The following is a 26,335-nucleotide window of genomic DNA, read 5'->3' as shown; positions in this document are numbered from 1 at the left end:
CACCGGGTAGTTTTTTAACGGGTCGGGACGGGTTCCGGGCCCGAATAATCATAGAAGCCCTTGCCGGTCTTGCGGCCATACCAGCCGGCCTCGACATATTTGACCAGCAGCGGCGCCGGACGATATTTGGGATCGCCGGTGGTGGTGAGGAAGACGTTGAGGATTTCGAGCGCGGTGTCGAGGCCGACGAAATCGAGCAGGGTCAGCGGCCCCATCGGATGGTTGAGGCCGAGCTTGCAGCCCTGATCGATATCGGTGACGCTGCCCACGCCCTCGCCCAGCACGAACACCGCCTCGTTCAGCATCGGCAGCAGGATGCGGTTCACGACGAAGCCGGGCGCATCAAAGGCATGGACCGTGGTCTTGCCGATCTTCGCGGCGAAACCCTCGACCGCGGCGACCGTCTCGGGCGACGTGGCAAGGCCGCGAATGACCTCGACCAGCACCATCACCGGCACCGGATTGAAGAAATGGACGCCGACGAAGCGGCTGGCGTCAGGCGCGGCCTGGGCGAGGCGGGTGATCGGGATGGACGAGGTGTTGGTGGCGAGGATGGCGTCGGGCGCCAGTATCTTGCCGACATTGGTGAAGATGGTGCGCTTGACCTCTTCCCGCTCGGTCGCGGCCTCGATCACCAGCTGGGCGCCGGCGAGCGGCGCGATTTCGCCGACCGGGGTGATGCGGGCGAGCGCGGCATCGGCGTCGGCCTGGCCGATCTTTTCCTTCTCGACTGCGCGGGCCAGCAGCTTGGCGATGCCAGCCTTGCCCTTTTCGGCGCGGGGCAGGTCGATGTCGGACAGGATCACGTCATAGCCGGCCTGGGCGGCGACCTGGGCAATGCCCGCCCCCATCTGGCCGGCGCCGATCACGCCTACGGTCTTGATGTCGGTCATGTCCCATTCTCCTCACCAAATGTTCGTTCCAGTCACCCCTACCGACAAGTAAGGCCGCGCGCCAAGCCCCTTCGCGGGCGGCGAACGGGCCATCGCGACGGATGGATGGTTCGCCCGCGCTATTTTCCGCCTTTGCGCGAACCGCACGCCATGCTTAATAGCCGCCCATGCCCCTTGCCGATCCCCTGCCAGCGCCCGCATCCGGACGGTTCATCGCCGCCGTGCATCATTTCCCGCTGCGCATCTATTTCGAGGATACGGACCTGTCGGGGCTGGTCTATCACGCCAATTATCTGCGCTATATGGAGCGCGCCCGGTCCGACATGCTGCGGATCGCCGGCATCGACCAGCGCGCCAATCATGAAGGCGGCGAAGGCGTCTATGCCGTCACCGACCTGAAACTCGCCTATCGCCGTCCCGCCCGGCTGGACGATGACCTGATGGTCGTCAGCCAGGTGATGGAGGTGCGGGCCGCCAGCTGCGTCATTCAGCAAAGAGTCATGCGCGGCGAGGACATATTGACCGACGGCGTCATCACCGTCGCCTATCTGACACCCCAGGGACGACCGCAGCGCCAGCCGCGCCCCTGGATCGAGATTTTCAGCCGTTTGATGCGAGGGGAAGACATCCACCCATGAACCTGTCCATGCCTGACGTCGGCGCCGCCGTTGGCGCCGCAGCCGACGCCGCCACCATTTCGCCGCTCGCCCTGTTCCTGCAGGCCGACATCGTCGTGAAGGGGGTGATGCTGGGCCTGTTGCTGGCCAGCATCTGGACCTGGGCGATCATCATCGGCTTCAGCTTCACCCTGCGCAAGGCGAGCAAGCAGAGCCGCGCGTTCGAGGCGGATTTCTGGAAGGCGGACGATATCGACCGTTTCTATGAAGCCCGCGGCAAGGCCGAGTTCCCGGCCGCCAAGGTGATGGCCGCCGGCGTCACCGAATGGCGCCGCTCCACCGCGCAGAAGGTGATCGACCGCGACGGCACGCGCGACCGGCTGGCGACCAGCATGTCGAGCACGATCGCGGCCGAGGTCGACCGCCTGTCGGACCGGCTGAACATCCTGGCGACGGTCGGTTCGGTCGCGCCGTTCGTCGGCCTGTTCGGCACCGTCTGGGGCATCATGCGCGCCTTCACCTCGATCGCCGCCGCACAGAACAGCTCGCTCGCCGTCGTGGCGCCGGGCATTGCCGAAGCGCTGTTCGCGACCGCGATCGGCCTGTTCGCCGCCATCCCGGCGGTGATCGCCTACAACCGGTTCAGCCATGGCATCAACCGGATGGAATCGCGCCTCAACCGCTTTGCCGACGGCTTCTACGCGACGCTGAGCCGCGAGCTTGAGGCCCAACGCTGATGGCGATGTCTGGCCCTCCATCCGGTCGGCGCGGGCGCAATCGCGCGCCGATGGCAGACATCAACGTGACGCCGCTGGTCGACGTCATGCTGGTGCTGCTGATCATCTTCATGGTGACCGCGCCGCTGCTGGTGACCGGCGTGCCGGTGAACCTGCCCGAGACGCGCGCCAAGGGGCTGGACCAGGATGCCAAGCCGACCGTGGTGTCGATCGATCGCGACGGCGCCATCTATGTCGACGAGGATGTGGTCAGCGACGCCGACCTGCCCGACCGGCTGGCCGAGATCGTGTCGGCCAATGCCGGCAAGCCCGACGCACCGCAGATCTTCCTGCGGGCGGACACGGCGCTGGATTATGGCCGGGTGATGCGGGTGATGGGCGAGCTCAACCGGGCCGGCCTCAACAAGGTGGCGCTGGTCAGCACCGGCGGGCAGGACGGCGCCGACGATGTCAGCGCAGGTTCAGAATAGGGGCCATAGGTCAAACCGATGGAACGCGCGGAAAAAATCGGCCTTGGCGTTGCGACGGCAGGACATGTCCTGCTGTTCGGCCTGCTGTCGGCCGGGTTCCTGGCGACGCCCAATCCGCTGAAGCTGAACAGCCCGCCGATGGATGTCAGCCTGGTGGACGAAGTGGCGCTGCAATCGACCGCGCCGCGCATCTCGACCGAGCCGCCACCGCCCAGCGTCGCGCCCGAACGCGGTCCGACCGAGGATGCCGCGCCCGCTGCCCAGCCCGAGCCGGCCCCCGTGCCCGAGCCGACCCCGGCGCCGCCCAAACCAAAGCCGGTCCCGCCCAAGGAAGTCGCGCAGCCCGCGCCGCCCAAGCCGAAGCCAACGCCGCCGAAGAAGGAAACGCCCAAGGCCGCACCCAAGCCCAAGCCGGCCCCTGAAAAGCCAGCGGAAAAGCCCAAGGCGAAGCCGGCGCCGCAGAAGCCCAAGGCAGCGGCCGCCGCGCCGGCCAAGGCGAGCGCCAAGCCCGCGCCCAAGGCCGCCAAGCCGGCCGCCGCATCGGGATCGGGCAAGGCCGCGGCCAAACCCAAGGGATCGCTGCTGGGCAATGATTTCCTCAAGGGCATCGACACCAGCGCCGACGCGCCGCGCAAGCCGGCCGCCGCGCCGCAGGCCGCCGCCATGGGACCGCAGCAGAAGGCCGCGCTGGACGCCGAGATCCGCCGGCAGCTCAAGCCCAACTGGCGCCCGCCGTCAGGCGCGGATGCCGATCAGCTGGTGACCCTGCTGGAAGTGCGACTGGACAAGAATGGCGCGGTGATCGGTACGCCCGAAGTGATCGACCAACTGGGCGTCACCGCCAGCAACCGGCCCCAGGCCAAGCTGCATGCGGAGCGCGCGATCCAGGCGGTAAAGCTGGCGTCGCCCTTCCGCAATTTGCCGCCCGAATATTATGAACAATGGAAATGGCTGCGGCCACTCCGCTTTGACGCGAGGCTGACCCGATGACGACGACCCTGCTCCGCCGCCTGGCCGCGGCGACCGCCGCCCTGCTCGCCTTCACCGCCATGCCCGCGCTGGCGCAGCTGTCGGTCGACGTGACCGGCGATATCGACAGCAACCTCAAGATCGCCGTGCCCGCCCTGCCGGCGCAGCAGGATGTGGCGACCCCGGCCGGCACCGCCAATGAACTGGGCCGCAAGATCGCCGAGGTGATCGCCACCGACCTTAAGGGATCGGGCCTGTTCGATCCGTCCGGCCCGGCCGGCATGCCCGCGCTCGCTTTCCCGGAAGTGACCAACCCCGTCTATGACAAATGGGGTGCCTATCAGGCGCTGGTGCAGGGCTTTGTCCGCACCACCGGCGGCGAGGCGGACATTACCGTGGGCTGTTACCTTTATGACGTGGCGCTGAAGCAGGAACTGACGCGCCAGGGCTATGTCGTCGCCCCGCGCGACTGGCGCCGCGCCGCGCACAAATGCGCCGACGCCATCTATGCCCGGCTGTCGGGCGAGAGCCCCTTCTTCGACAGCCGCATCGCCTATATCGCCGAAAGCGGCCCCAAGGATAACCGCGTCAAGCGCCTCGCCATCATGGATTCCGACGGCGCCAACCACCGCTTCATCACCAATGGTCAGTCGATCGCCCTGACCCCGCGCTTCTCGCCCGATTACAAGTCGATCGTCTATGTGAGCTATCTGGGCAGCCGGGTGCGCATCTATGTCTATGACATCGGCACCGGGCAGCAGCGGCTGGTGACCGAAAGCAACAACACGACCTTCGCACCGCGCTGGTCGCCCGATGGCCGCAACATCCTGTTCTCGATGGCGGTGTCGGGCAATACCGATATCTATCGCGTGTCGGCCCAGGGCGGCGCGCCGGTGCGCCTCACCAATTCGCCGGGCATCGATGTCGGCGGTTCCTATTCGCCCGATGGCCGCCAGATCGTGTTCGAAAGCGACCGGTCGGGCGGACAGCAAATCTATGTGATGAATGCCGACGGGTCGAACCAGCGCCGCATCAGCCATGGCGGCGGCCGCTATGCGACGCCCGAATGGAGCCCGCGCGGCGACCTGATCGCTTTCACCAAGCTGTCGGGCGATTTCAAGATCGCGGTGATGACGCCGAGCGGCGACAATGAGCGCATCCTGACCAATGGCTGGCAGGACGAGCAGCCGACCTGGTCGCCCAATGGCCGCGTGCTGCAATTCTTCCGCACCACGCCGGGCCGCCAGGGCAGCAGCCAGGTGTGGCAGGTCGACCTGACCGGCGTGAACGAACGGCGCATTCCGACGCCGCTCAGCGGCTCCGACCCGGCCTGGGGTCCGTTGCTGCCATAAGTTTTCCACAGCTTTTCGACGCGATGGGGAACCCTATCGTCTTGACAGCGTAACGATTTTTACCAACCATGCTGTTGCCCGTCCGGGTGGCAGAATGGCGATATCCTTAGGAGACCCCGATGAAGATCACCCGGCCCCTGCTCATGGCAACCGCCGTCCTGGCCCTCGCCGCCTGTTCGAAGAAGCCGCCGGCCGAGCTGCCGCCGGCACCGGGTGGCAGCGACACGACCCAGACGGGCGGTCCGGTCGGCCAGACCGGCCCGGTCAAGGGCAGCCAGGAAGATTTCGTCGCGTCGGTGTCGTCCGACCGCATCTTCTTTGGCCTCGACCAATATGATGTCGATGCCGAGGATCAGGCGACGCTGCAGAGCCAGGCCGCCTGGCTGCAGCAGAACCCCAATGTCCGCATCACCATCGAAGGCCATGCCGACGAACGCGGCACCCGCGATTACAATATCGCGCTGGGCGACCGTCGCGCCAATGCGGCCAAAAATTATCTCGCATCGCTGGGCATTTCGCCCAGCCGCATCAACACCGTGAGCTATGGCAAGGAACGGCCGGCGGCTCTGGGTTCGGACGAGGCAAGCTGGGCGCAGAACCGCCGCGCAGTGACCGTTACCGTCCAATATTGATCCCCGTCGGGTCGCGACTGACGGCTATGGGCCCGCCGATTTCGATCGGCGGGCCCTTATGTTTTTGGGCCGACCGCGATCATTGCTCCATCATTGCGAAATTCGTTTCCGATATGTGGGACGACCCTATATATGGGACGAAAACAGGAAGCGAAAAAACATATGCAAGATGGCGAAGAGAAGCAGGAACAGGGCGTTAAGGGCACGCAGACGCTGATGCGCGCGCTCGATATCATGGACGAGGTGATCGACGGGCCGATCCGCGCCGCCGATCTGGCCCGCAAGCTGGGCATGAGCAAGACCACCGCGCACCGGCTGGTGCAGGCGCTGAAATCGCGCGACTATCTGGCGGTGACGCGCAACGGCTTCGCGCTCGGCCCCAAGCTGTTGCAGCTGGGCGTGCTGGCCACCGAGCAGATCGACTATGTCCGCGTCGCCCGCCCGTTCATGGAATTGCTGTCGGAAAAGACCGGCTTCTGCGTGTTCGTGGGCAAGCGCGAGGGCGACTGGTCGCGCCATCTGGACCGGGTGACCGGCAACCAGCGGCTGCGCGTCGCAACCGCACCGGGCGATCGCCGCCCGGTGGCCGAAACGGGCCTGGGCAAGGCACTGCTGCTGGACGAGGATGAGGCGACCTGGGAACGGCTCTATGTCGAGGCCAAGGGCGGCGAGGCCAGCCGCAAGCAGATCGACGCCTATATTGCAGAAATGCGCATCCACAAGGCGCGCGGCGAAGTGCTGCATGACAGCGAACTGGGCGATGGCGTGCGGTCGATCGCGGTGCCGGTGCGCGATGCCAAAGGGCAGATCTGCGTCGCCATCTCGATCGCGAGCGCGGCCCATTATCTGACCGACGATGTCCGCCCGGCGCTGGCCGAGCAGGTGATGAAGTCGGCCGAACAGATCAGCGCCGCGGTGGGCTTCAGCGGCCAGCGCTGAATTTCCTGACCTCCCGGATAAGAAAATGGGCGCGGTTACCAATGGTAACCGCGCCTGCCACATAAAAATGGAGCCTGATTCACGCCTTCGGTGAAAGCGCGAAGCGCTTCCACCTCAGACGATCAGGCTCCAAGTTTGGGGAGGACTGGGAAATTACATCCGGTAGGTCACGCCGAAGGTGAAGGTGCGACCGATACGGGTTTCGAACAGCGTGTCCTGACGCTGGCTGTCGATATAGAGGCGGTTCTGCTCGTCGGTCAGATTCTGCGCCTCGACGATGATCTTCAGGCGATCGGTGACATTGTAGCTGGCCGACGCATCCATGTAGAAGGTCTTGGCATTGCCCTGAAGGTCACTGCCGGGCGAGGCCGGAATGCCGCGGATGAACTTGTCGCGGAAGTTGCCGGTGGTGCGGATCGAGAATTTGTCATCCTCATAATAGAGCGTGCCCGACGCGGTGTTGGGCGACAGGCCGACCAGATCCGCCGTGGTCGTCACGGTCGGCACGCCGTTCACGCTGGCGAGGATATAGTCGATCTTCGACGTGACATGAGTGTAGTTGGCCAGCACGCCGAAATTGCTGAAGAAGCCGTCGAGGAAGGTGAAGGGGATCTGGGCATTGAGCTCGATACCCTTGAGCTTGCCGCCCGGCGTGTTGAACGGCTGCGACACGGTGAACAGCTCATCCGGCAAGGTGTTGCTGTTTTCCAGCAGAGCGTTGGGCAAGCCGAGCTGGTTGAACGGGATCTGGCTGTTCACATTCTGGATGAAGCTCTTGATGTCCTTGTAGAAGAAGGCGGCCGAGAGCAGCGAACCGGGGCGGAAATACCATTCGACCGCGACGTCGAAGGTGTTGGCCCGGATCGGGTCGAGGAACGGGTTGTTGACATTGCCGACGCGGGTGACCGGATTGACGCCGCTGGTCGGGGTCAGCAGGCCGAGTTCCGGACGGGCCATGACCTTCGCGCCGGAGAAGCGGACCAGGACATTCTCGACCGGCTCGACGACGATGTTCGCCGAGGGCAGCCAATCATCATAGCTGTTGCTGGCGGCCGCGAACTGGCCGGTCAGACCCGTCGGCGAACTGGCCTGCGCCACGGCGATATAGCCCGACGACAGCATGTCGGTCTTGACGTAGCGCACGCCGACGTCACCGCGAATGCCGAAGCCGATCGCATCGCTGAGATCGAAATTGGCCATGAGATAGCTGCTCATGACCTCTTCGCGCACGCGGCTGCGGCCGCCGCCACATTCGACGCCGCAATAGCGGACATCGTCAAAGCCGAAGGTGTCGGCCCATTTCTCGGGATCGATCGCCGCCCAGCTGGACGGGGCGCCATGGCCCCACAGCTTGTCGACGCCGGTGATGTTGGTGGTGATATCGGCCAGCGTCGTGCCGGCCGGCAGCGCCCGCACCACGGTATCGGCATTATAGGGACGCAGGAAGGTCGAGAGGAAATTGCTGCGCCGATATTGCGCGCCGCCCTTGATCGAGAAGGCGTCGCTGACCGTCCATTTGAGGTTGATGTCGGCGGTCATGTTGTCGGTGGTGTTCTTCGACGGCTTGCCCTGATAGCTGAAGCCGCCCAGCACCGTGCCATCGGCGCGGCCCGGCGCATAGTTGAAGCTGGCGGGGTCATTGACGTCGATGCCGAAGCCCAAGGTCGGGGTGGTGCCGCCCTTGCTATAGTCGATCGAGAAACCATCGGTGTCGATCGCGTCCATGAAGGTCTGGAGACGCTTCTTGCCGTCCCAGATGGAGCGGTTGAAACCGACGATGCCGCTCAGTTCCAGACTGTCGTTGAGGCGACGGCGGAAGTTGAGGTTGGCCTGCTTGAAGGTCGAAACGAAATGATCGACCAGCCCTTCGGAACGGACATCGACGCCGTCGAACACGCCCTGGACCAGAGAGCCATTTTCGTCGAACTCGATATCGCGGACGGACGTCATCGGCTGGCCGTTATTGGCGGCCGAGCGGGCGAAGGAGATGGCGGCGATATAATTGTCGCGCCGGGTCACCTCGAACCGCGAATAGAGCATGTCGAGCGAGATGTCGGTGTCGTCGTCGGGGTTGAACTGCAGGGTCAGCGACCCGCCGATCCGTTCCTGATTCTGTTCCGAATTGAGGTAACGCGGAATGCGCGGCAGGAAGGCGCCGCTGCCCGGCGTATTGGGCAGGTCGTCGCGACGCAGATCATAGATGGCCTGATAGGCGGCGCTGGTGCTGGTGCGCGGATTGCCGGTCGAGCAATTGAGCGCATCGGCGCCCTTGGCGGCATTGTCGGCCGGGTTCTGCGGCGCGAAGCCGACCGGCGAGCAGAAACCGCCATTGGTATTGGCCGACAGGATGTCCACCGCCGAATAGCCGACTTCGCGGATGTGCCGCTTCTGATAGGCGACCGAGCCGAGGATGCCGAAGCCGCTGTCGCCGAACTTCTTCGAGACCAGCAGCGAAGCACGCGGGTCGACCTCCTTCGACAGCTCGTTATAGACGCCGCGCGCGGTCATCGAGAGGACGAAATCCTCCTTCTGTTCCATCGGCTTGGGCGCGCTCAGATCGACCGTCGCGCCGAGCGAGCCTTCCTCGACATCGGCCGAGGGGGTCTTGCGCACCGACAGGGCCGAGAAGATTTCGGTCGGGAAGACGTTGAAGTCGAAGCTGCGGCCATTATTGCCGGCGCCGTAAATGTCCGACGAACCGGTCTGCGACGTGCCTTCCATGCCGTTGATGCGGGTGCGGGTGAAGGCCGGGCCAAGGCCGCGGACCGAGATGTTGCGGCCTTCGCCGCCGTCGCCGCGCTGGAGCGCGATGCCCGGCACGCGCTGCATCGATTCGGCAAGGTTGGAGTCGGGGAACTTGCCGATATCTTCGGCGACGATCGAGTCGATCGCGGCGGCTTCCTGCCGCTTCATGCTGAGCGCGCTGTTGAGCGAGGCGCGGAAGCCGGTGACGACGATGTCGGCATTTTCCTGGTCGGGCTGTGCCTGCGGCGCCTGGTCCTGCGCCAGGGCCGGCGTGCCCGCCATCATGGCGACGGCCAGCGCGATCACCGACGAACGGCGCGCGGACGCAATACGGCTGTAATGCTCGATCATGACTTCCTCCCCAATGTGCCGGCCCTCGCCAGCATTCCCACTATGTGAAATTTTGTGTCACACTATATTATATTTCACGACATTTCCATAAAAATCATAATATGATCGCAAGTTCCACGATGTGGACCGCCATGACGCTGATCGCATTGGATGCAGGGAGGGATTGACCGGAATTTTTTCCCTATATATGGATCGCTCTATCAATTTATGAGACCGATCCCATCGTGATCGCGACCGGATTCCTGCTTCCGCCTCTGCACGGGCGGTTTTCTTGGGGGAGCGCGTCTTGGCGCGCTCCCCTATTTGTCTCGCTCAGGATGTTTGCGTCATGCCGCTCAGCACCAGCCTTGCCCTGATCCTGATGGCAGGATCCTCCATCGCCGCGCCGCAGTCCTTCGACCTGTCGTCGGGCAGCGCCACACGGCAGACGCCCTATCAGGCCGGCGGCCATGGCATGGAACCGGGCAGCACCGCAGATGACTTCCTGTTTTCGGTGGCGGTGCCCGACGGCACCTATCGGGTGACGCTGAAGCTGGGCGACCGCAAGGCGGCTGGCGACACGACGGTCAAGGCGGAGGCGCGGCGGCTGATGCTGCGCAATGTCGCGACCAAGAAGGGGCAGTTCGTCGAACGGCAGTTCCTGGTCAATGTCCGCAGCCCTGCCCTGCCGCCGCCGCCCGCCAATGCGCCGGGCGGAACGGCGGTGCGGATCACTGCCGGCGATGCGCGCGAATATACGTGGGACGACCGGCTGACGCTGGAATTTTTGGGCAAGCCGCAGATCGCTTCGGTGACGATCGAGCCGGTGAGCGCACCCACGATTTTCCTGGCGGGCGATTCGACCGTCACCGACCAAGCGGCCGAGCCGGCGGCGAGCTGGGGCCAGATGCTCCCCGCAATGCTGGATGGCGGAGTCGCGGTCGCCAACCATGCCAAGTCGGGCGCGACGCTCAAATCCTTCCTCACCGACCTGCGCTTCGACAAGCTGCTGTCGGCGGTAAAGCCGGGCGACTGGCTGTTCATCCAGTTCGGCCATAATGACCAGAAACAGGAATGGCCGCAGACCTATGCCGATGCGGCCACCACCTATCCCGCCTATCTGCGCGCCTATATCGCCGAGGCGCGGCGGCGCGGCGCCCATGCGGTGCTGGTGACGTCGCCCGAACGGCGCAATTTCGACGAGAGCGGCCGCATCAAGGATACGCTGGGCAGCTATGCCGATGCGGTGCGCAAGCTGGCGGCCGAGGAACGGGTGCCGCTGATCGACCTCAATGCCGACAGCCGTGCCATCTACGAAGCGCTGGGGCCGCAGGTCGCGCCCACCGCCTTCAATGATGGCGGCAAGGACAAGACCCATCATGATAATTATGGCGCCTGGCTGCTGGCGAGCGCGGTGGCCGAGCGGATCAGGGCGCAGATTCCCGAACTGGCGCCCCATATCGTCGCCGCACCCTTTGTGCCGGCCCAACCGCCGAGCGCCGCGCAGGTGGCGATCGTGCCGAGCCGGGCGCATAGCGATGTGCGTCCGGCAGGTAACTGAGCCATGTTGCGGATGAGCCGGCGCGAGATGAGCCTGGGCCTTGCCGCTAGTGCGCTGCTGGCACCCGGCACGGCCTTCCCCTTTGCCGGTCATGCGGCGCGACGGTTCGACGTGCGCGACCATGGCGCGCGGGGCGACGGCATCGCGATCGACAGCGATGCGATCAATGCGGCAATCCTGGCCGCATCGCAGGCAGGTGGCGGCACCGTGCTGCTGCCGCGGGGCCGCTATCTCTGCTTCTCGGTCCGGCTGAAGAGCCATGTCACCCTGGTCATCGGCGAAGGCGCGGTGATCGAGGCGGCCGATCCGGCGCGCCATGCCGGCCGCTATGACCTGCCCGAGACGGGTATCGACCAGCTTTACCAGGATTTCGGCCATAGCCATTGGCACAACAGCCTGATCTGGGGCGAGGATTTGGTCGAGGTCGCGATTCTTGGCCCCGGCATGATCCATGGCCTGGGCCTGACCCGCGACGGGCCGGGCGCGCGCTGGAAGAAACAGGCGGGCGAACGGCCGCTGTCGATGCACGGGATGAGCGACGCGCAGATTGCCGAGCTGGAGCCCGATGCCGCCAAGATGAACGGCCTGGGCAACAAGGCGATCGCGCTGAAGAACGGCCGCAACATTCATCTGAGCGGCTTTTCGATCCTGAAGGGCGGGCATTTCGCGATCATCGCGACCGGCACGCAGCAATTACGCATCGACAATCTGGCGATCGACACCGAACGCGACGGCATCGACCTCGACTGCGTGCGCGACGTGGTGGTGGAACGCTGCCGGGTCAATTCGCCCAATGACGACGGCATCGTCGTCAAGAGCAGCTATGCGCTGGGCCGGGCGATCGCGTCGGAAAATATCCTGATCCGCGACTGCGACGTGTCCGGCTATGATATGGGATCGATGCTGGACGGTACGAAGCGCAGCACGCAGCAGATCGCGCCCGACCAGGACCGGGTCACCGGCCGGATCAAGCTGGGCACCGAGAGCAATGGCGGATATCGCAATATCCGGATCGAGGATTGCCGCTTCACCCGTTGCCGTGGGCTGGCGCTGGAGACGGTCGACGGCGGGGTCATGGAGAATATCGTCGCGCGGCGGCTGACCATGCGCCAGGTGACGACCGCGCCGATCTTCCTGCGCATCGGCGATCGGCGGCGCGGGCCGGATGGCACGGGCATCGGCGCGATCAGCGGGGTGGAGATCAGCGAGGTGGATGCGCGCGGGATCGACCACAGATTTGCCGCAAGCATTGCCGGCCTGCCCGGCCATCCGGTGCGCGACGTGACGCTGCGCGACGTGCATCTGGTCTATCAGGGTGGCGGCACGGCGCAGGATGCAGCGCGCAGGCCCGACGAACTGGCCGACGCCTATCCCGAACCCAGCATGTTCGGCGTGCTGCCAAGCTGGGCGCTTTGGGCGCGCCATGCCGAGCGGCTGACGATCGAGCGCTTTTCCGCCGAGACGGCGACGCCCGACGCGCGGCCACCGGCGCTGTTCGACGATGTGGCGGGCCTGACGATCCGCAACAGCCCGATCCTGGCGCGCTGAAACGGACATCGTCCCACCCATTCTTAGCATTTGACGAACATGTGGGACGATGTTACCCAAATATCGGTTTCGAGTTCCATAATATGGTTCACAGGGGAGAGCCGATGTCCGTCCACGCCTTCAAGATGCAGCTCAAGCCCGGCGTGGTCGCGGAATATCGCAAGCGCCATGACGAGATCTGGCCGGAACTGTCGGCGCTACTGACCGAGTCGGGCATCCATGACTATTCGATCTTCCTGGACGAAGAGACGCTGAGCCTGTTCGCGGTGCTGAAGCTGCGCGAGGACAATAGCCGCGACAGCCTGCCCGACCATCCGATCATGAAGCGCTGGTGGGATTATATGGCGCCGCTGATGGAAGTGCAGCCGAGCAACCAGCCCAAGGAATGGCCGCTGTCGCTGCTGTTCCACATGGATTGAGTGCAGGGACAGGCTGACATCCATGCGTAGCTTCATCGCCGCCCTCGCCCTTGGCACCATGCTGGCCACGCCTGCGCTCGCGCAGCAGGCCAAGCCGACTGCCAACCTCTCCGCGCCGGTCAAGACGTTCGGCCGCGTGTCCTATGACGCGCGATCGCTGATGATCGACGGCAAGCGGATGGTGATCTGGTCGTCGGAATTCCACCATTTCCGCCTGCCCTCGCCCGATCTGTGGCGCGATATCCTCCAGAAGATGAAGGCCAGCGGCTTCAACAGCGTCGCCGTCTATTTCGACTGGGGCTTCCACAGCCCGAAAAAGGGCGTGTACGACTTTAGTGGTATCCGCGACATCGACCGGCTGCTGACCATGGCGGAGGAGGAAGGCCTCTACGTCATCACCCGCGCCGGACCCTATGTGAATGCGGAATTGTCGCGCGGCGGCTTTCCCGGCTGGCTGGTCAACCAGCGCGCCCGCGCCCGCACTGACGACCCCGATTATATGGCGGCGGCCGACGAATGGCTGACCAAGGTCAACGCGATCATCGCCAAGCACCAGATCAACACTGATCCCAGCCGCAAATATGGCGTGATCCTGCACCAGATCGAAAATGAGCTGGCGATGACCACGCCGGCGCAGCGGCGCTATATGGACCATCTCTATGCCAAGGCGCGGGCCGACGGCATCACCGTGCCGCTGTTCCACAATGACCAGGGCCGCAACGGTTACTGGGCGCCCGAAAACAGCAAGGTGGAGAAGGTCGTCCACGGCCCCAACGACATGTATGCGTTCGACGGCTATCCCGGCGGCACCTGCACCGTGGACGGCAAGCCGACGCGCGGGTCGGCCGCGCCCGACTGGGGCTATTATGGTCCCGGCGGGGCCAAGGGCGGCGCATCCGCGTCCCCGGACACGCCCGGTTTTCTGGCCGAATTCGGTGGCGGCTGGTTCGATTATTGGGGATCGAACGGCGGCTATGAGTGCAACGCGATCCAGCGGGGCAAGCGGTTCCAGCGCGTCTTCTATGGCACGAACCTCGCCAATGGCATCGGCATCCAGAGCTTCTACATGGGCTATGGCGGCACGAGCTGGGGCTGGCTGCCCGCGCCGGTAGTGTTCAGCAGCTATGATTATGGCTCCGCCATTTCCGAGCCGCGCGAAGTGCGCGAGAAGGCGCTGGAGATGAAGCAGCTGGGCGGGCTGATCGCCTCCGTCCCCGACATGGCCGGCATGATCCCGGCCGGGACGCCGGAGATCAGCTCGCCCAATATCCAAATCTATCACAACAAGAGCCCGGAAACGGACGCGCGCTTCCTGATGGTGACGCACAAGCCGTCCAACGGGCAGACGAGCGACACGTTCAGCTTCACCGCCGACCTGCCCGACGGCCGCTATACCGTGCCAATGCAGCTCAATGGCTTTGATGCCAAATGGCTGGTCGCGGGCGTGACGCTGGGCGGGCAGCGGCTGGTCTATTCCAGTTCCGAACTCCAGTCGGCGCAGCAGATCGACGGCAGCGACCTGATCCTGCTCTATGGCCGGGCCGGCGAGCCGGGCGAGACAGTGCTGCGTTATGCATCTGCGCCCAAGGTGACGGTGCTGGAAGGCCAGGCGCGCAGCGCCTTCGATGCCGCGAAGGGCGACCTGAAGCTGGATTATAGCCATCAGGGCCGCGCCGTCGTGCGGATCGAGGGGGGCGGGCGTCCGCCACTGACCCTGATCCTGGCCGACGAAGCCGAGGGCGCGCGCTACTGGCGCGCGCAGGACATGCTGGTGCGCGGGCCGGCGCTGGTACGCAGCGCTGTCGCCAAGGGCGGTGCGTTGGCGCTGACCGGCGATACGAGTGCGGCCAGCCCGCTCGAAATCTGGGCACCCAAGGCGGTCCGCTCGGTCAGCTGGAACGGCGCGAAGGTGACGACGAAGGCGACAGCCATCGGCAGCATTGCCGCGGTCCAGCCGCTCGCCGGCCCGGCCGATGTCGCGCTGCCGGTGCTCAACGACTGGCGCATGGCGCAGGGTTCGCCCGAGGCGCAGCCCGGTTTCGACGACAGCAACTGGCAGGCGATCGACAACCGATCCTATGCCAGCACCACTGCCAAGCCCGACGGCCAGCCCAATATGCTGATGGACGCCTATGGCTTCCATGACGGCGATGTCTGGTATCGCGGCCGCTTCACCGGATCGCCCGATGCCAGGGCGCTGTCGCTTTATTATGGCGCGGGCGGTTCGGGACTGGTGCAGGCCTGGGTCGACGGCAAGTTCCTGGGCGAAGGCGAGACGCCGGGCGGTCTGCCCCGGCCGATCACCACCGGCACGGCACGCTTTGCCCTGCCGGCGGAAGCGCAGGCGGCGGGCGAGCATGTCATCTCCGTCATGGTCCGCAACAATGGCCATAATTGGGATCTGGACAGCGACGATTTCCACAAGGAAGCGCGCGGTCTGGTGTCCGCATCGCTGGAGGGCGGCCCGAGCGGGCGCAGCTTCGCGGTGCCGATCAACTGGAAGATTCAGGGCAAGCAGGGCGGCGAGGATCTGCCCGATGTCGCCCGTGGCCCCGCGAACAATGGCGGCCTTTATGGCGAACGGATGGGCTGGCACCTGCCCGGCTTCAACGATGCCGGCTGGGCCAAGGCCAGTGTGCCCGCGACCCAGGCGGCGGCCGGGACGAGCTGGTATCGCACCAGCTTTGCCCTCAGCGTGCCCAAGGGGCAGGACGCGACCATTGGCCTCAGCTTCGGCGACGCCAGCAAGCCGCGTTCGCCGGTCCGTTACCGTGTGCTGGTGTTCGTCAACGGCTGGAACATGGGGCAGTTCATCGCCCATGTCGGGCCGCAGCGGACCTTCCCCATTCCCGAAGGCATCCTGAACCACAGGGGCCAGAACCATGTCGCGCTGGCCGTCACGTCCGACGGTCAGCCGGGCGATGCGCTCGAAACCGTGCGCCTCGTCACCCTACGCAATGTGAAAGGCGGTCTGCCGGTGCAGATGGTGACCGCGCCAAACGCACCTTCAGACCCCAAGGAGACCAAGTAAGTGGCCGCTCTCACCCATGATGTACCGCGCCAGCAGGTCGTCGACTCCATCGACCGGCTGATGGACAATCTCGTCAATATCAAGGACGAGACAGGCGAATTCCTGCTCCATCTGGAAGATGGCCGCATCATCGACACCAAGGGCTGGGCCGGGTGGGAATGGACCCACGGCGTCGGCCTGTTCGGCATGTGGCGCTATTTCGAGCAGACCGGCGACCAGAAGGCGCTGGGCATCATCAAGCAATGGTTCGAGGATCGCTTTGCCGAAGGCACGCCGACCAAGAATATCAACACGATGGCCCCGTTCATCACGCTGGCCTATCTGTATGAATATGAGCCCGATCCGCGCTACATCCCCTATCTGGACGTATGGGCCGAATGGCTGATGGCGGCCGATGGCCTGCCCAAGACCGAGGAAGGCGGGTTCCAGCACATCGTCTATAATGACGTGAATCCCGGCGAGATGTGGGACGACACGCTGATGATGTCGGTGCTGCCGCTGGCCAAGATCGGCCTGCTGCTGGATCGCCCGGCCTATGTCGAGGAAGCCAAGCGCCAGTTCCTGGTCCATATCAAATATCTCTATGATACCAAGACCGGCCTGTGGTTCCACGGCTGGGACTTCAACGGTCGCCACAATTTCGCCGAAGCGCTGTGGGCGCGCGGCAATTGCTGGGTGACGATCGCCATCCCCGAGATCATCGAGATCCTGGACCTGAAGGAAGGCGATTTCTTCCGCACCTTCCTGATCGACACGCTGGCCGCCCAGGTGAAGACCCTGGCCGAGACGCAGGACGCCGAGACCGGCCTGTGGCACACGCTGATCGTCGATCCCACCAGCTATCTGGAAGCATCGGCCACCGCCGGCTTTGCCTATGGCATCCTGAAGGCCGTGCGTAAGGGCTATCTGCCCCGCCATTATGAGGAAGTCGGCATCAAGGCGGTGCGCGGCGTGCTGGCGAACATCGACGAGACCGGCGAGCTGCAGCAGGTGAGCTTCGGCACGGCGATGGGCGACACGATGCAGTTCTACAAGGACATCGCGCTCACCTCCATGCCCTATGGCCAGAGCCTGGCCATGTGCGCACTCGGCGAGTTCCTGCGCACCTATATCTGAGTCACGGGAAACGGGGATCGAGGGGTAAATGGAAGGACCGTTCGATCGCCGTTTCCTGCTGAAAGGTGCCGCCGGCATATCCATGCTGGCGGCACTGCCCGCTTTCGGTCGCGCCCTGCCTCAGGGCATAGCGAATGTCCGCGATTTCGGCGCGAAGGGCGATGGCCAGCATATCGACAGCCCGGCGATCGACCGGGCGATCGCTTATGCCGCGGAGCGCGGCGGCGGGACCGTCTATGTGCCCCCCGGCCGCTATGCCAGCTATACCATTCACCTGAAGAGCAACATCACCCTGTGGCTGGACCGGGGCGCCACCCTGCTGGCCGCATCAGTGCCGCTGACCGGCCTTCCCAATGGCGGATATGATGCGGCCGAGCCGCAGGATCCTGCAATCGCCCCCTATCAGGATTATGGCCATAATCACTGGCGCAACAGCCTGATCCATGGCGAGGGGCTGCATGATATCGCGATCTGCGGCGACGGGCTGATCTGGGGCAAGGGGCTGAGCCGGGGCCATCCCGACACGGATCGGCCGGCCGCCGAACTGCCCGGCGTCGGCAACAAGGCGATCGCACTCAAAAACTGTCGCAATGTCGCGCTGCGCGATTTTTCGATTCTGGAGGGCGGGCATTTCGCCCTGCTGGCGACCGGGGTCGACAATCTGCTGATCGACAACCTGACCGTCGACACCAACCGCGACGGCTTCGACATCGACTGCTGCCGCAATGTGCGGGTGAGCAACTGCACGCTCAACACCCCCTATGACGACGCGATCGTGCCCAAGTCCAGCTATGCGCTGGGCTATCCGCGCGCGACCGAGAATGTGACCATCACCAATTGCCATGTCAGCGGATCCTATGTCGTCGGCACGCTGCTGGACGGGACGTTCCGGCCATTGGCGCGCAATCGTGACACCTGGCTGCTGGGGCGGATCAAGTGCGGCACCGAAAGCAATGGCGGGTTCAAGAATATCACGATCAGCAATTGCGTGTTCGACCAATGCTGGGGGCTGGCGCTGGAAACGGTGGACGGCGCGGTGATGGAGGATGTGACGATCAGCAACATCGCCATGCGCGGCTGTCACAGCCCGGCCCTGTTCCTGCGGCTGGGCCGGCGGATGCGCGGGCCGGCGGGTGCGGCGGTGGGATCGATGCGGCGGGTGCTGATCGACAATATCACCTGCCAGAGCGGGTCGATGCTGCCGTCGATCATCGCGGGGGTGGCCGGCCATCCGGTCGAGGACGTCCAGATCAGCAATATCTTCATCGACCAGCCGGGCGACGGCGACGCGGCGATGGCGGCGATCGATCCCCCGGCGAAGGAAGAGGATTATCCCGATCCCGATCGGTTCGGGCCGTTGCCGGCGAGCGGCTTCTTCATCCGTCATGCCCGCAATCTGGACCTGAGCCATGTCGAGGTGCGGACACGGGCGGTGGACGCGCGGCCGGCCTTCTGGCTGAAACATGTCGAAGGGTTTGACGGGTCCTATCTGAAGATGCCGGGCGGTGCGGGCGCCTTTCGGCTGGAGCATGTGACCGGCTTTCGCAGCAGCGCGATCCGCGATTTGCCGGACCGGCGGATCGACACGATCGGCATGGTGCGTTTCTGATGCGCTGGTGGCTGGCGCTGCTGCTGCTCGGCGCGACGCCGGCGCAGGCGGCGGACTGGGTGCGGTCGGTGGCGCAGCGGGGGGATTTTCCGCTGGTGGCGCAGGGACAGGCGGCACGGATCGTCACCGATCCGGCCGATGACGCCGTGGTAGGAATCGCCGCCGACGATCTGAAGCAGGATATTGGCCGGGTCACCGGGGCCGCGGAGGGCGGCGCGGCGCAGGTGTGGATCGGCACGCTGGGCCACAGTGAAGCGATCGATCGGCTGGTGGCGGACAAGCGGATCGATGTCGCGAAGCTGAACGGCGCATGGGAGAGTTTCCTGATCCTGCCGGTCGAGCGGCCTGCACCCGGCGTGGCGCGCGCGCTGCTGATCATCGGCAGCGACCGGCGCGGCACCGCCTATGGCGCCTATGAACTGTCGCGCGCGATCGGCGTGTCGCCCTGGCATTGGTGGGCGGACGTCACGCCGCTGCATCGCGATACGCTCTATGTGGCAAAGGATGCAAGGCGGTTCGGGCCGCCTTCGATCAAATATCGCGGCATTTTCCTGAATGACGAGGATTGGGGGTTGGTGCCCTGGGCGGCGGGAAAGCATGCGCCGGACGAGAAGCCGCTGGGGCCGAAAACTTATGCACAGGTTTTCGCGCTGCTGCTGCGGCTGAAGGCCAATCTTCTGTGGCCGGCGATGCACAAGGTGACGACGCCGTTCAATGCCGACCCGGCCAATGCGGCGCTGGCCGATCGCTATGCCATCATCATGGGGTCGAGCCATGCCGAGCCGATGCTGCGCAACAATGTCGGCGAATGGACCGCCCCGGCCGAGGATTTCGATTATCTCAAGAACCCCGATGGGGTGCGGCGCTATTGGGACGCGCGGGTGCGCAGCAATGCCGGCTATGAGAGCATCTGGACGCTGGGGATGCGCGGCATCCATGACAGCGGCATGGTGGGGCCCAAGACGGTCGAGGAACGGCGCGCCACGCTGGAGCGCATCTTTGCCGACCAGCGGGCGATGCTGGCCAGGGCCGGTGCGGCCGACGCGCCGCAGGTCTTCACCCCCTATAAGGAAGTGCTGGACGTCTATCGCGCGGGCCTCAAGGTGCCGGACGATGTCACGCTGATGTGGCCGGACGATAATTTCGGCTATATCCGCCACTTTCCCGACGCCGCCGAGCGGGCGCGCAAGGGCGGGTCGGGCGTCTATTATCATCTCTCCTATCTGGGCGCGCCGCTCTCCTACCTATGGTTATCCACAACCCCGCCGGCGCTGATCCGCGAGGAGATGGGTCGCGCCTGGGATGCCGGCGCGCGGCAGGTCTGGGTCGCCAATGTCGGCGACTTGAAGCCGGCGGAGCTGGCCACCGACTATTTTCTGAGCCTCGCCTGGGCTGTGGATAAAGTGCGGGCAAAGCCTGTGGATAAGTTTGTGGAAGACTGGGCGGCGGAGAATGTCGATGCCGCGCAGGCGCCCGCCATTGCCGGGATTTTGCGCGATTATCACCGGCTGAATTTCGCCCGGCGGCCCGAGCATCTACAGTGGAACCTGCCTGTGGATAAATATCGGCAAAGCCCGCTGACGATCGGCGAGGCGGATGAACGGCTGGCGGCGTTTGCGGCGATGGAGACGGCGCTGGCGCAAGTTGAGCCGGCGGTCCCGGCCGAGCGGCGCGACGCCTTCTACGAATTGCTGGCCTATCCGGTGCGGGCATCGGCGGCGGCCAACCGGCGTTTCTTCGCGGCGGAGGCGCATGACCGGCTGCGCGACAGCGACCTGGCCGAGGCGACGCGGCGCGGCAGGATCGCGCATGAAGCGGACAGCGAAATTGACAGGCTGACGACCTATTATAACCGCGAACTGGCGGGCGGAAAATGGCGCGGAATCATGGCGGTTGAGCCGGCAGACGGGCAATGGCGCAGCTATCGCCAGACGCCGGTGATCCTGCCGCCGGTCGATGCACTGGCGCCGCCGGCCGGACCGGCCAAGGCGCAGCCGGCCGTTCCTGACCTGCCGCTGCTGACGCCGGACCGATTCGCCGGCTGGACGCGCGTGGAGGGACTGGGGCGCCATGGCGCGATGCTGGCGCCAAGTGAGAAGGCCGGGGCGAGCCGCGCGACGATCGACCTGCCGCCGGGCGAATGGACCGCGCTTGTGGATATCCTGCCGACCTATGCCGACCGGGATGGCGATGCGCTGCATTTGACCATCGGCATCGATGGCGTGACTCAGGCGCTGGAGAGTCGGCGCGAGACCGGCAGTCGCGACTGGGCGATGGGGGTGCTGGACAATCGGACGACCATGACGTTAACGCAACGAATGAGCGGCGGGCGGCATGTCGTGACGCTGGAGCGTGCCGATCCCGGCGTGCTGATCGAGGCAGTCCGCTTCGTGCCGGCGACCGCAGAAAAGGCCGAGAACGGCTTGCATTAGTCTCATATCGTGTGATAGCCGTTCACTATGTGGCATATATCTCATATGCCCGCGCGCGTCAGAACAAGAGCCCAAGCGCCGATCATTGCCCTAGGCGGAGGACCTGAATTGCCCGAGACTGCCCCATCCACCGCGCGTCCCGTCCGCCTGCAAAATTACCTCGCCTATGGCTCCAACGACGTGCTGGGCGCGGGATCGATGGCGGTCATTTCCGGCTGGGTGCTGATCTTCTACACGCAATTCTGTGGCCTTAGCGCCGGGCAGGCGGCGACCATCTTTGCCGTCGCGCGCATCCTGGACGCCTTCGCCTCGCCGATGATCGGCTATATTTCCGACCATTTCGGCGGCACCTGGCTGGGCCGCAAGTTCGGCCGCCGCCGCTTCTTCATCCTGGCCGCAATCCCGCTGCTGCCAAGCTTTGCATTGATGTGGCTGCCGGGTCAGGGCTTCTGGTATTATCTGGTCAGCTATGTGCTGTTCGAGCTGGTCTATGCGATGGAGATCATTCCGTTCGAGACCCTCGCCGCAGAAATGTCGACCGACTATCGCACCAAGGCAAAGTTCGCCGGGTCGCGCATATTGTTCGGCCAGGCATCGGCGATCCTGGCGGGCTTCCTGCCGCTGTGGCTGATCAACGCGCTGGGCCGCGACAGCGCCGACACCTTCTTCTACATGGGCATCATCTTTGCCGCTCTGTTCATGGTGACGGCGGGGCTGCTCTATCTGTTCAGCTGGGAACGGCATCTGCCCGGATCGGCCGAGGCGATCGGCCAGCATCCGGTCGGCGCGGGCGGGCCGGGACAGGCGTTGAAGGCGCTCTACCGCAACCTGTTTTCCACCATGCGCATCCGCGCCTTCCGCCTGCATCTGGGCATGTATCTGGGCGGCTATATCAGCCAGGACATCTTCAACGCTGCCTTCACCTTCTTCGTGATCTTTGCGCTGGCCGGATCGACGGCGATCGCATCGGGCCTGCTGGGCACCATGTATATCGTCCAGTTCGTGGCGGTGATCATCGCCATCAACCTGGCGCTGCGGGCGTCGCCGGCCAAGGCCTATCAGGTCGCCGCCGCCGACTTCGCCGTCGGCTGCCTGACGCTGATCGGCCTGTGGTTTGCCGGTGTGCCGGCGACCAGCCCGTGGATCTGGCTGCCGATCATCCTGTGCGGCCTGGGCCGCGGCGCGCTCAACTATATTCCCTGGGCGACCTATAATTATATGGCTGATGTCGACGAGATCGTGACCGGACAGCGCCGCGAAGGCAGCTTTGCCGGGGTCATGACCTTCGTGCGCAAGGCGACGCAGGCGGCGGCTGTCGCCGGCGTGGGCTTCATCATGCAGGCTGGCGGCTTCGTGTCGGGCGCGGCGGAACAGAGCCATGGCGCGATCCTGACCATGGCGCTGCTGCTGGGCGTCGGCACGGTCGGCTGCCTGGGGCTGGGCATCTGGGTTTCGACCAAATTCCGCCTGAGCCCGGCAACGCACGACATATTGATGCGCGAGATCGAGCATCTGCGCAGCGGCGCGCGCACGCCGACATCGCCGGTCGCGGCCGAAGTGGTCGAGGATCTGTCGGGCTGGCGCTATGACCAGCTGTGGGGCCGCAACCCGGTCGCGCAATAAGGGCCGGTCAGACAATAAGGGAGAGGGACATGGGCAAGAGGATGCTGTTGGGTGCGGCGCTGCTGGCGATGGTCGCCGCATCGCCGGCGCAGGCCCAATATTGGTCGCGCAGCTGGATGGCGGCGCCTTTGGTCAACCGCGCCCCGCCCGAGAAGCATCCCGATCTCAATGACCGCACCGTCCGCCAGGTCGTGCGCCTGTCGAGCGGCGGGCAGCGTATCCGCATCCGCCTGTCGAACGAGATGTCGGTCAATCCGCTGCTGGTGGGCAGCGTGCATGTCGCGCTGGCCGGCGAGAATGGGGCGATCGTGCCGGGCAGCGACCATGTCGTGACCTTCAACCAGGCGCAGGGCGCGACCATCCCCGCACGCGCGCCATTGCTGAGCGATCCCATCGACCTGGCGGTCAAGCCGCTGACCCGCATCACCATTTCCATCCATCTGCCGCAGGGCGCGGCGGATGCGACCGTCCACAGCTATTCGGCGGCGACCACCTGGACCGCGCCGGGCGACCAGACGGGTGCGCAGACGCTGACCAGCCCGACCGTCATCGGGCCGCGCGTCGTGATTTCCGCGGTCGAGGTCGACAATGCCAAGCGCGGCACGGCGATCGTGACGCTGGGCGATTCCATCACCGATGGCGTGCGCGCCACCCCCGACAGCAACCGGCGCTGGCCCGACCTGCTCGCCGAGCGGCTGCAGAAGGCGGGCCGCAAGAGCGTCGGCGTTGCCAATGCCGGGATCAGCGCCAACCGGCTGCTGAGCGAGGCGGACGGCTATAATGCGCTGGCGCGGTTCGACAGCGATGTGCTGGCGGTGCCGGGCGTCACCCATGTCGTCATCCTGGAAGGGGTCAATGATCTGGGCGGGGCGGCGCGCGACAAGCGCCCGATGCTGACGCCGCAGACCGTGATCGGCGCCTATCGCCAGATGATCGCGCGGGCGCATGACCGCAATATCAAGGTCATTTTGGCGACCATCCTGCCCTATAAGGGCGCAGGCTATTGGAGCGCGGAGGGCGATGCGGTGCGCGTCGCCGTCAATGACTGGATCCGCACGACCAAGGAGGCGGATGGCTTCGTCGACTTGGCCAAGGCGGTGGCCGATCCGGCCGATCCGTCGCGCATGGCCAAGCCCTATGATGTCGGCGACGCGCTGCACCCCAATGACGAAGGCTTCCGCGTCATGGCCGATGCGTTCGACCTGAGGCTGTTCAAATGATCGCGTCGCTGCTGTTGATGGCCGCCGCCGCGAGCGGGCCGGTGGCGCCCAAGCCGCTGCTGCGCGATCCGGTGCATGATGGCGCGGCCGATGCGTCGACCGTCTATGATCGCAAGAGCGGCGAATGGGTGATGTTCTACACCAATCGCCGCGCCAACCTGCCCATGGAGGACGCCAAGGATGTCCGCTGGGTCCATGGCACGGCGATCGGCACGGCGCGGTCGAAGGACGGTGCCAAATGGCGCTATAGCGGCACCGCGACGATCCCGACCAGTTGCACCGGCGAGACGCTGTGGGCGCCCGAAGTGCAATGGCTGGAAGGCCAGTGGCATATGTGGCTGACGGTGGTACCGGGCATATATCGCGACTGGAATGCGCCGCGCTTCATCGTCCATCTGACCAGCCCGGACCTCAAAAGCTGGACCTGTGGCGAGCGGCTCGACCTTGGCTCCGACCGGGTGATCGATGCCAGCGTATTGGCGTTACCGGGCGGCGGCTATCGGCTGTTCTTCAACGACGAGCGGATGAACAAGGCGATCCGCACCGCCGACAGCAGCGACCTCATCCACTGGAGCGTCAAGGACCGGCTGACCGACACGCCGGGCGAAGGGCCCAAGGCGTTTCGCTGGAAGGGCAAATATTGGCTTATCTCCGACGCGTGGAAGGGGCTGCTGGTGATGCGCTCCGACGACGGGACGCACTGGACGCGCCAGCCGGACTATATCCTCGCGACGCCGGGCAAGGCGCCGACCGACCGGGCCAAGGGCCAGCACCCCGACATCATCGTGTCGGGCGACCGCGCCTATATCATCTATTTCGTCCATCAGGAGGGCGAGGATGAAGCCAAGGCCAATCCCGACTGGAAGCGGCGGTCGGTGCTGCAGATCGCCGAACTGACCGAGAAGGACGGGATCGTGACCGTCGATCGCGATGCGCCGGCGCATATACGACTAAAGCCCTGATCGCCGCGATTTTCCTTGTCGGGAAAACCGGCTAGGACGTCAGGTGATGCAGAAAGCCGCGAAGAAGAAGCCGCCCACGATCCGCGAGGTCGCCGCCCGTGCCGGCGTGTCGATGATGACCGCGTCGCGCGCGATCAACGGCAAGGCGCTGGTCAGCGCCAAGTCGCAACAGGCGGTCGAGCAGGCGGTCAAGGATCTGGGCTATGTGCCCAATGCGTCGGCGCGCGCGCTGGTGGGCAGCGCCGACCGGCGGGTGGCGTTGCTGCACAGCAATTCGACGACATCGGCCTATCTGGGCGAGTTGCTGCTCGGCGCGCTGGGCGAGGCGCCGCAGCGCCATCTGCATCTGGTGGTCGAGCAATGCGCGCCCGGCGCCTTTGCCAAGGAGATCGTCGATCAGGTGTCGAAGGCGCATGTCGCCGGCGTCATCCTGCCGCCGCCGCTGTGCGACTGGGCCGAACTGGTCGAGGCATTACAGGCGCGCGATATCGCCGTGGTCGGCATCGCGCCCGATGGCGATGTGCCCGGCATGCTGGCGGTGGGGACCGATGACCGCCATGCCGCCTATGACCTGACCCGGCACCTCATCGACCTTGGCCATCGGCAGATCGGCTTCATCTCCGGCAATATCCGCCACCGCGCCAGCGCGCGGCGCCTGCAGGGCTTTCGCGACTGCCTGGCCGACCGGGGCATCAGGCTGGACGAGCGCTGGATCGTGCCGGGCGACTTTTCCTACCGGTCGGGGCTGGACGCGGCCGAGCAGTTGCTGAGCCTCGATACGCCACCCAGCGCCATCTTTGCCTGCAACGATGATATGGCGGCGGCGGCGATCACGGTGGCGCATCAGCGCCGGATCAACGTGCCGGGCGACATCACCATCTGCGGTTTCGACGACACGCCGCTGGCGAGCGCGATCTGGCCGGCGCTGACGACGATCCGCCAGCCGATCCGCGACATGGCGCGCGAGGCGATCGGCCTGCTGGGCGCCCATTTCAGCAGCCAGGACGATGGCGCCGGCGAAGAGGCGCTGGGCCGGGTGAAGCTGGATTATCAGCTGATCCGGCGCCAGTCGGATGCCGTGCCCTCACGGCATTGATTACAAGCTGCCAGGATGCTGACGCATCGGCAGC

20 protein-coding genes are annotated in these 26,335 nt (G+C 65.3%); 18 read left to right on the top strand and 2 right to left on the bottom strand.

Features of this window, described 5'->3' with window-relative positions:
* Positions 1-14: 14 nt before the first annotated feature.
* Complete coding sequence (locus E5554_RS04050) at positions 15-893, bottom strand: 3-hydroxybutyryl-CoA dehydrogenase (RefSeq protein ID WP_136186021.1); 879 nt, start codon at positions 891-893, stop codon at positions 15-17.
* Between the two features lie 167 nt (positions 894-1,060).
* On the opposite strand from E5554_RS04050, the gene E5554_RS04045 reads away from it, so the two are divergent.
* The 7 genes from E5554_RS04045 to E5554_RS04015 all read left to right on the top strand — a co-directional run bounded on the left by E5554_RS04045 (position 1,061) and on the right by E5554_RS04015 (position 6,609).
* Positions 1,061-1,531, top strand: a complete 471-nt coding sequence (locus E5554_RS04045; protein ID WP_004209371.1) for a YbgC/FadM family acyl-CoA thioesterase — start codon at positions 1,061-1,063, stop codon at positions 1,529-1,531.
* The gene (gene tolQ, locus E5554_RS04040) at positions 1,528-2,247 is read left to right on the top strand and encodes a protein TolQ (protein ID WP_004209370.1); all 720 of its coding nucleotides are present in this window, start codon (positions 1,528-1,530) and stop codon (positions 2,245-2,247) included. Before E5554_RS04045 ends, tolQ begins: the two co-directional genes overlap by 4 nt.
* Positions 2,247-2,717: a protein TolR gene (gene tolR, locus E5554_RS04035; protein WP_004209369.1), complete on the top strand. Its 471-nt coding sequence runs from the start codon at positions 2,247-2,249 to the stop codon at positions 2,715-2,717. The genes tolQ and tolR overlap by 1 nt, the downstream gene beginning before the upstream one ends.
* 18 nt (positions 2,718-2,735) lie before the next feature.
* Positions 2,736-3,707 carry a TonB C-terminal domain-containing protein gene (locus E5554_RS04030; RefSeq protein WP_136186020.1) on the top strand — a complete coding sequence of 324 codons (972 nt, stop codon included), beginning with the start codon at positions 2,736-2,738 and terminating at the stop codon, positions 3,705-3,707.
* Positions 3,704-5,038 (top strand): Tol-Pal system beta propeller repeat protein TolB, encoded by a 1,335-nt coding sequence (tolB, locus tag E5554_RS04025; protein WP_037519409.1) that lies wholly within the window; start codon positions 3,704-3,706, stop codon positions 5,036-5,038. Before E5554_RS04030 ends, tolB begins: the two co-directional genes overlap by 4 nt.
* A 119-nt stretch (positions 5,039-5,157) precedes the next feature.
* Positions 5,158-5,670 carry a peptidoglycan-associated lipoprotein Pal gene (gene pal, locus E5554_RS04020; RefSeq protein WP_004209366.1) on the top strand — a complete coding sequence of 171 codons (513 nt, stop codon included), beginning with the start codon at positions 5,158-5,160 and terminating at the stop codon, positions 5,668-5,670.
* Positions 5,671-5,832: 162 nt separating this feature from the next.
* Positions 5,833-6,609, top strand: coding sequence for an IclR family transcriptional regulator (locus E5554_RS04015; RefSeq protein ID WP_125987977.1), 777 nt, complete (start codon positions 5,833-5,835; stop codon positions 6,607-6,609).
* A 153-nt stretch (positions 6,610-6,762) separates the two neighbouring features.
* On the opposite strand, the gene E5554_RS04010 is transcribed toward E5554_RS04015, so the two are convergent.
* The gene (locus E5554_RS04010) at positions 6,763-9,705 is read right to left on the bottom strand and encodes a TonB-dependent receptor (protein ID WP_136186019.1); all 2,943 of its coding nucleotides are present in this window, start codon (positions 9,703-9,705) and stop codon (positions 6,763-6,765) included.
* A 328-nt stretch (positions 9,706-10,033) separates the two neighbouring features.
* On the opposite strand from E5554_RS04010, the gene E5554_RS04005 reads away from it, so the two are divergent.
* The 11 genes from E5554_RS04005 (at position 10,034) to E5554_RS03955 (ending at position 26,301) form a co-directional block, all read left to right on the top strand.
* The gene (locus E5554_RS04005; protein WP_136186018.1) at positions 10,034-11,245 is read left to right on the top strand and encodes a rhamnogalacturonan acetylesterase; all 1,212 of its coding nucleotides are present in this window, start codon (positions 10,034-10,036) and stop codon (positions 11,243-11,245) included.
* Between the two features lie 3 nt (positions 11,246-11,248).
* Positions 11,249-12,793 carry a glycosyl hydrolase family 28-related protein gene (locus tag E5554_RS04000; protein ID WP_247594371.1) on the top strand — a complete coding sequence of 515 codons (1,545 nt, stop codon included), beginning with the start codon at positions 11,249-11,251 and terminating at the stop codon, positions 12,791-12,793.
* A gap of 104 nt (positions 12,794-12,897) precedes the next feature.
* The gene (locus tag E5554_RS03995) at positions 12,898-13,212 is read left to right on the top strand and encodes an L-rhamnose mutarotase (RefSeq protein WP_037508075.1); all 315 of its coding nucleotides are present in this window, start codon (positions 12,898-12,900) and stop codon (positions 13,210-13,212) included.
* A 22-nt stretch (positions 13,213-13,234) separates the two neighbouring features.
* Positions 13,235-16,243 carry a beta-galactosidase gene (locus E5554_RS03990; protein WP_136186017.1) on the top strand — a complete coding sequence of 1,003 codons (3,009 nt, stop codon included), beginning with the start codon at positions 13,235-13,237 and terminating at the stop codon, positions 16,241-16,243.
* Positions 16,244-17,359 carry a glycoside hydrolase family 88 protein gene (locus E5554_RS03985; protein WP_136186016.1) on the top strand — a complete coding sequence of 372 codons (1,116 nt, stop codon included), beginning with the start codon at positions 16,244-16,246 and terminating at the stop codon, positions 17,357-17,359.
* A 28-nt stretch (positions 17,360-17,387) separates the two neighbouring features.
* On the top strand, positions 17,388-18,968 hold the full coding sequence (locus E5554_RS03980) for a glycoside hydrolase family 28 protein (protein WP_136186015.1): 1,581 nt from the start codon (positions 17,388-17,390) through the stop codon (positions 18,966-18,968).
* Positions 18,968-21,400 carry a glycosyl hydrolase 115 family protein gene (locus E5554_RS03975; protein ID WP_136186014.1) on the top strand — a complete coding sequence of 811 codons (2,433 nt, stop codon included), beginning with the start codon at positions 18,968-18,970 and terminating at the stop codon, positions 21,398-21,400. The genes E5554_RS03980 and E5554_RS03975 overlap by 1 nt, the downstream gene beginning before the upstream one ends.
* 108 nt (positions 21,401-21,508) lie before the next feature.
* Positions 21,509-23,023: an MFS transporter gene (locus E5554_RS03970; protein WP_017500972.1), complete on the top strand. Its 1,515-nt coding sequence runs from the start codon at positions 21,509-21,511 to the stop codon at positions 23,021-23,023.
* Positions 23,024-23,052: 29 nt separating this feature from the next.
* Entirely contained in the window at positions 23,053-24,243 is a 1,191-nt protein-coding gene (locus tag E5554_RS03965; RefSeq protein ID WP_136186013.1) for an SGNH/GDSL hydrolase family protein, read from the top strand.
* Positions 24,240-25,205: a glycoside hydrolase family 43 gene (locus E5554_RS03960; RefSeq protein WP_136186012.1), complete on the top strand. Its 966-nt coding sequence runs from the start codon at positions 24,240-24,242 to the stop codon at positions 25,203-25,205. Before E5554_RS03965 ends, E5554_RS03960 begins: the two co-directional genes overlap by 4 nt.
* Positions 25,206-25,251: 46 nt before the next feature.
* Positions 25,252-26,301, top strand: a complete 1,050-nt coding sequence (locus tag E5554_RS03955) for a LacI family DNA-binding transcriptional regulator (protein ID WP_004209352.1) — start codon at positions 25,252-25,254, stop codon at positions 26,299-26,301.
* Positions 26,302-26,335 lie beyond the last annotated feature (34 nt).

The sequence above is a fragment of the Sphingobium sp. PAMC28499 genome, assembly GCF_004795815.1.
Taxonomy (GTDB): Bacteria; Pseudomonadota; Alphaproteobacteria; order Sphingomonadales; family Sphingomonadaceae; genus Sphingobium; species Sphingobium yanoikuyae.
Note: the sequence above shows the minus strand (reverse complement) of the source record. Positions and strands in the feature narration are given on the sequence as shown.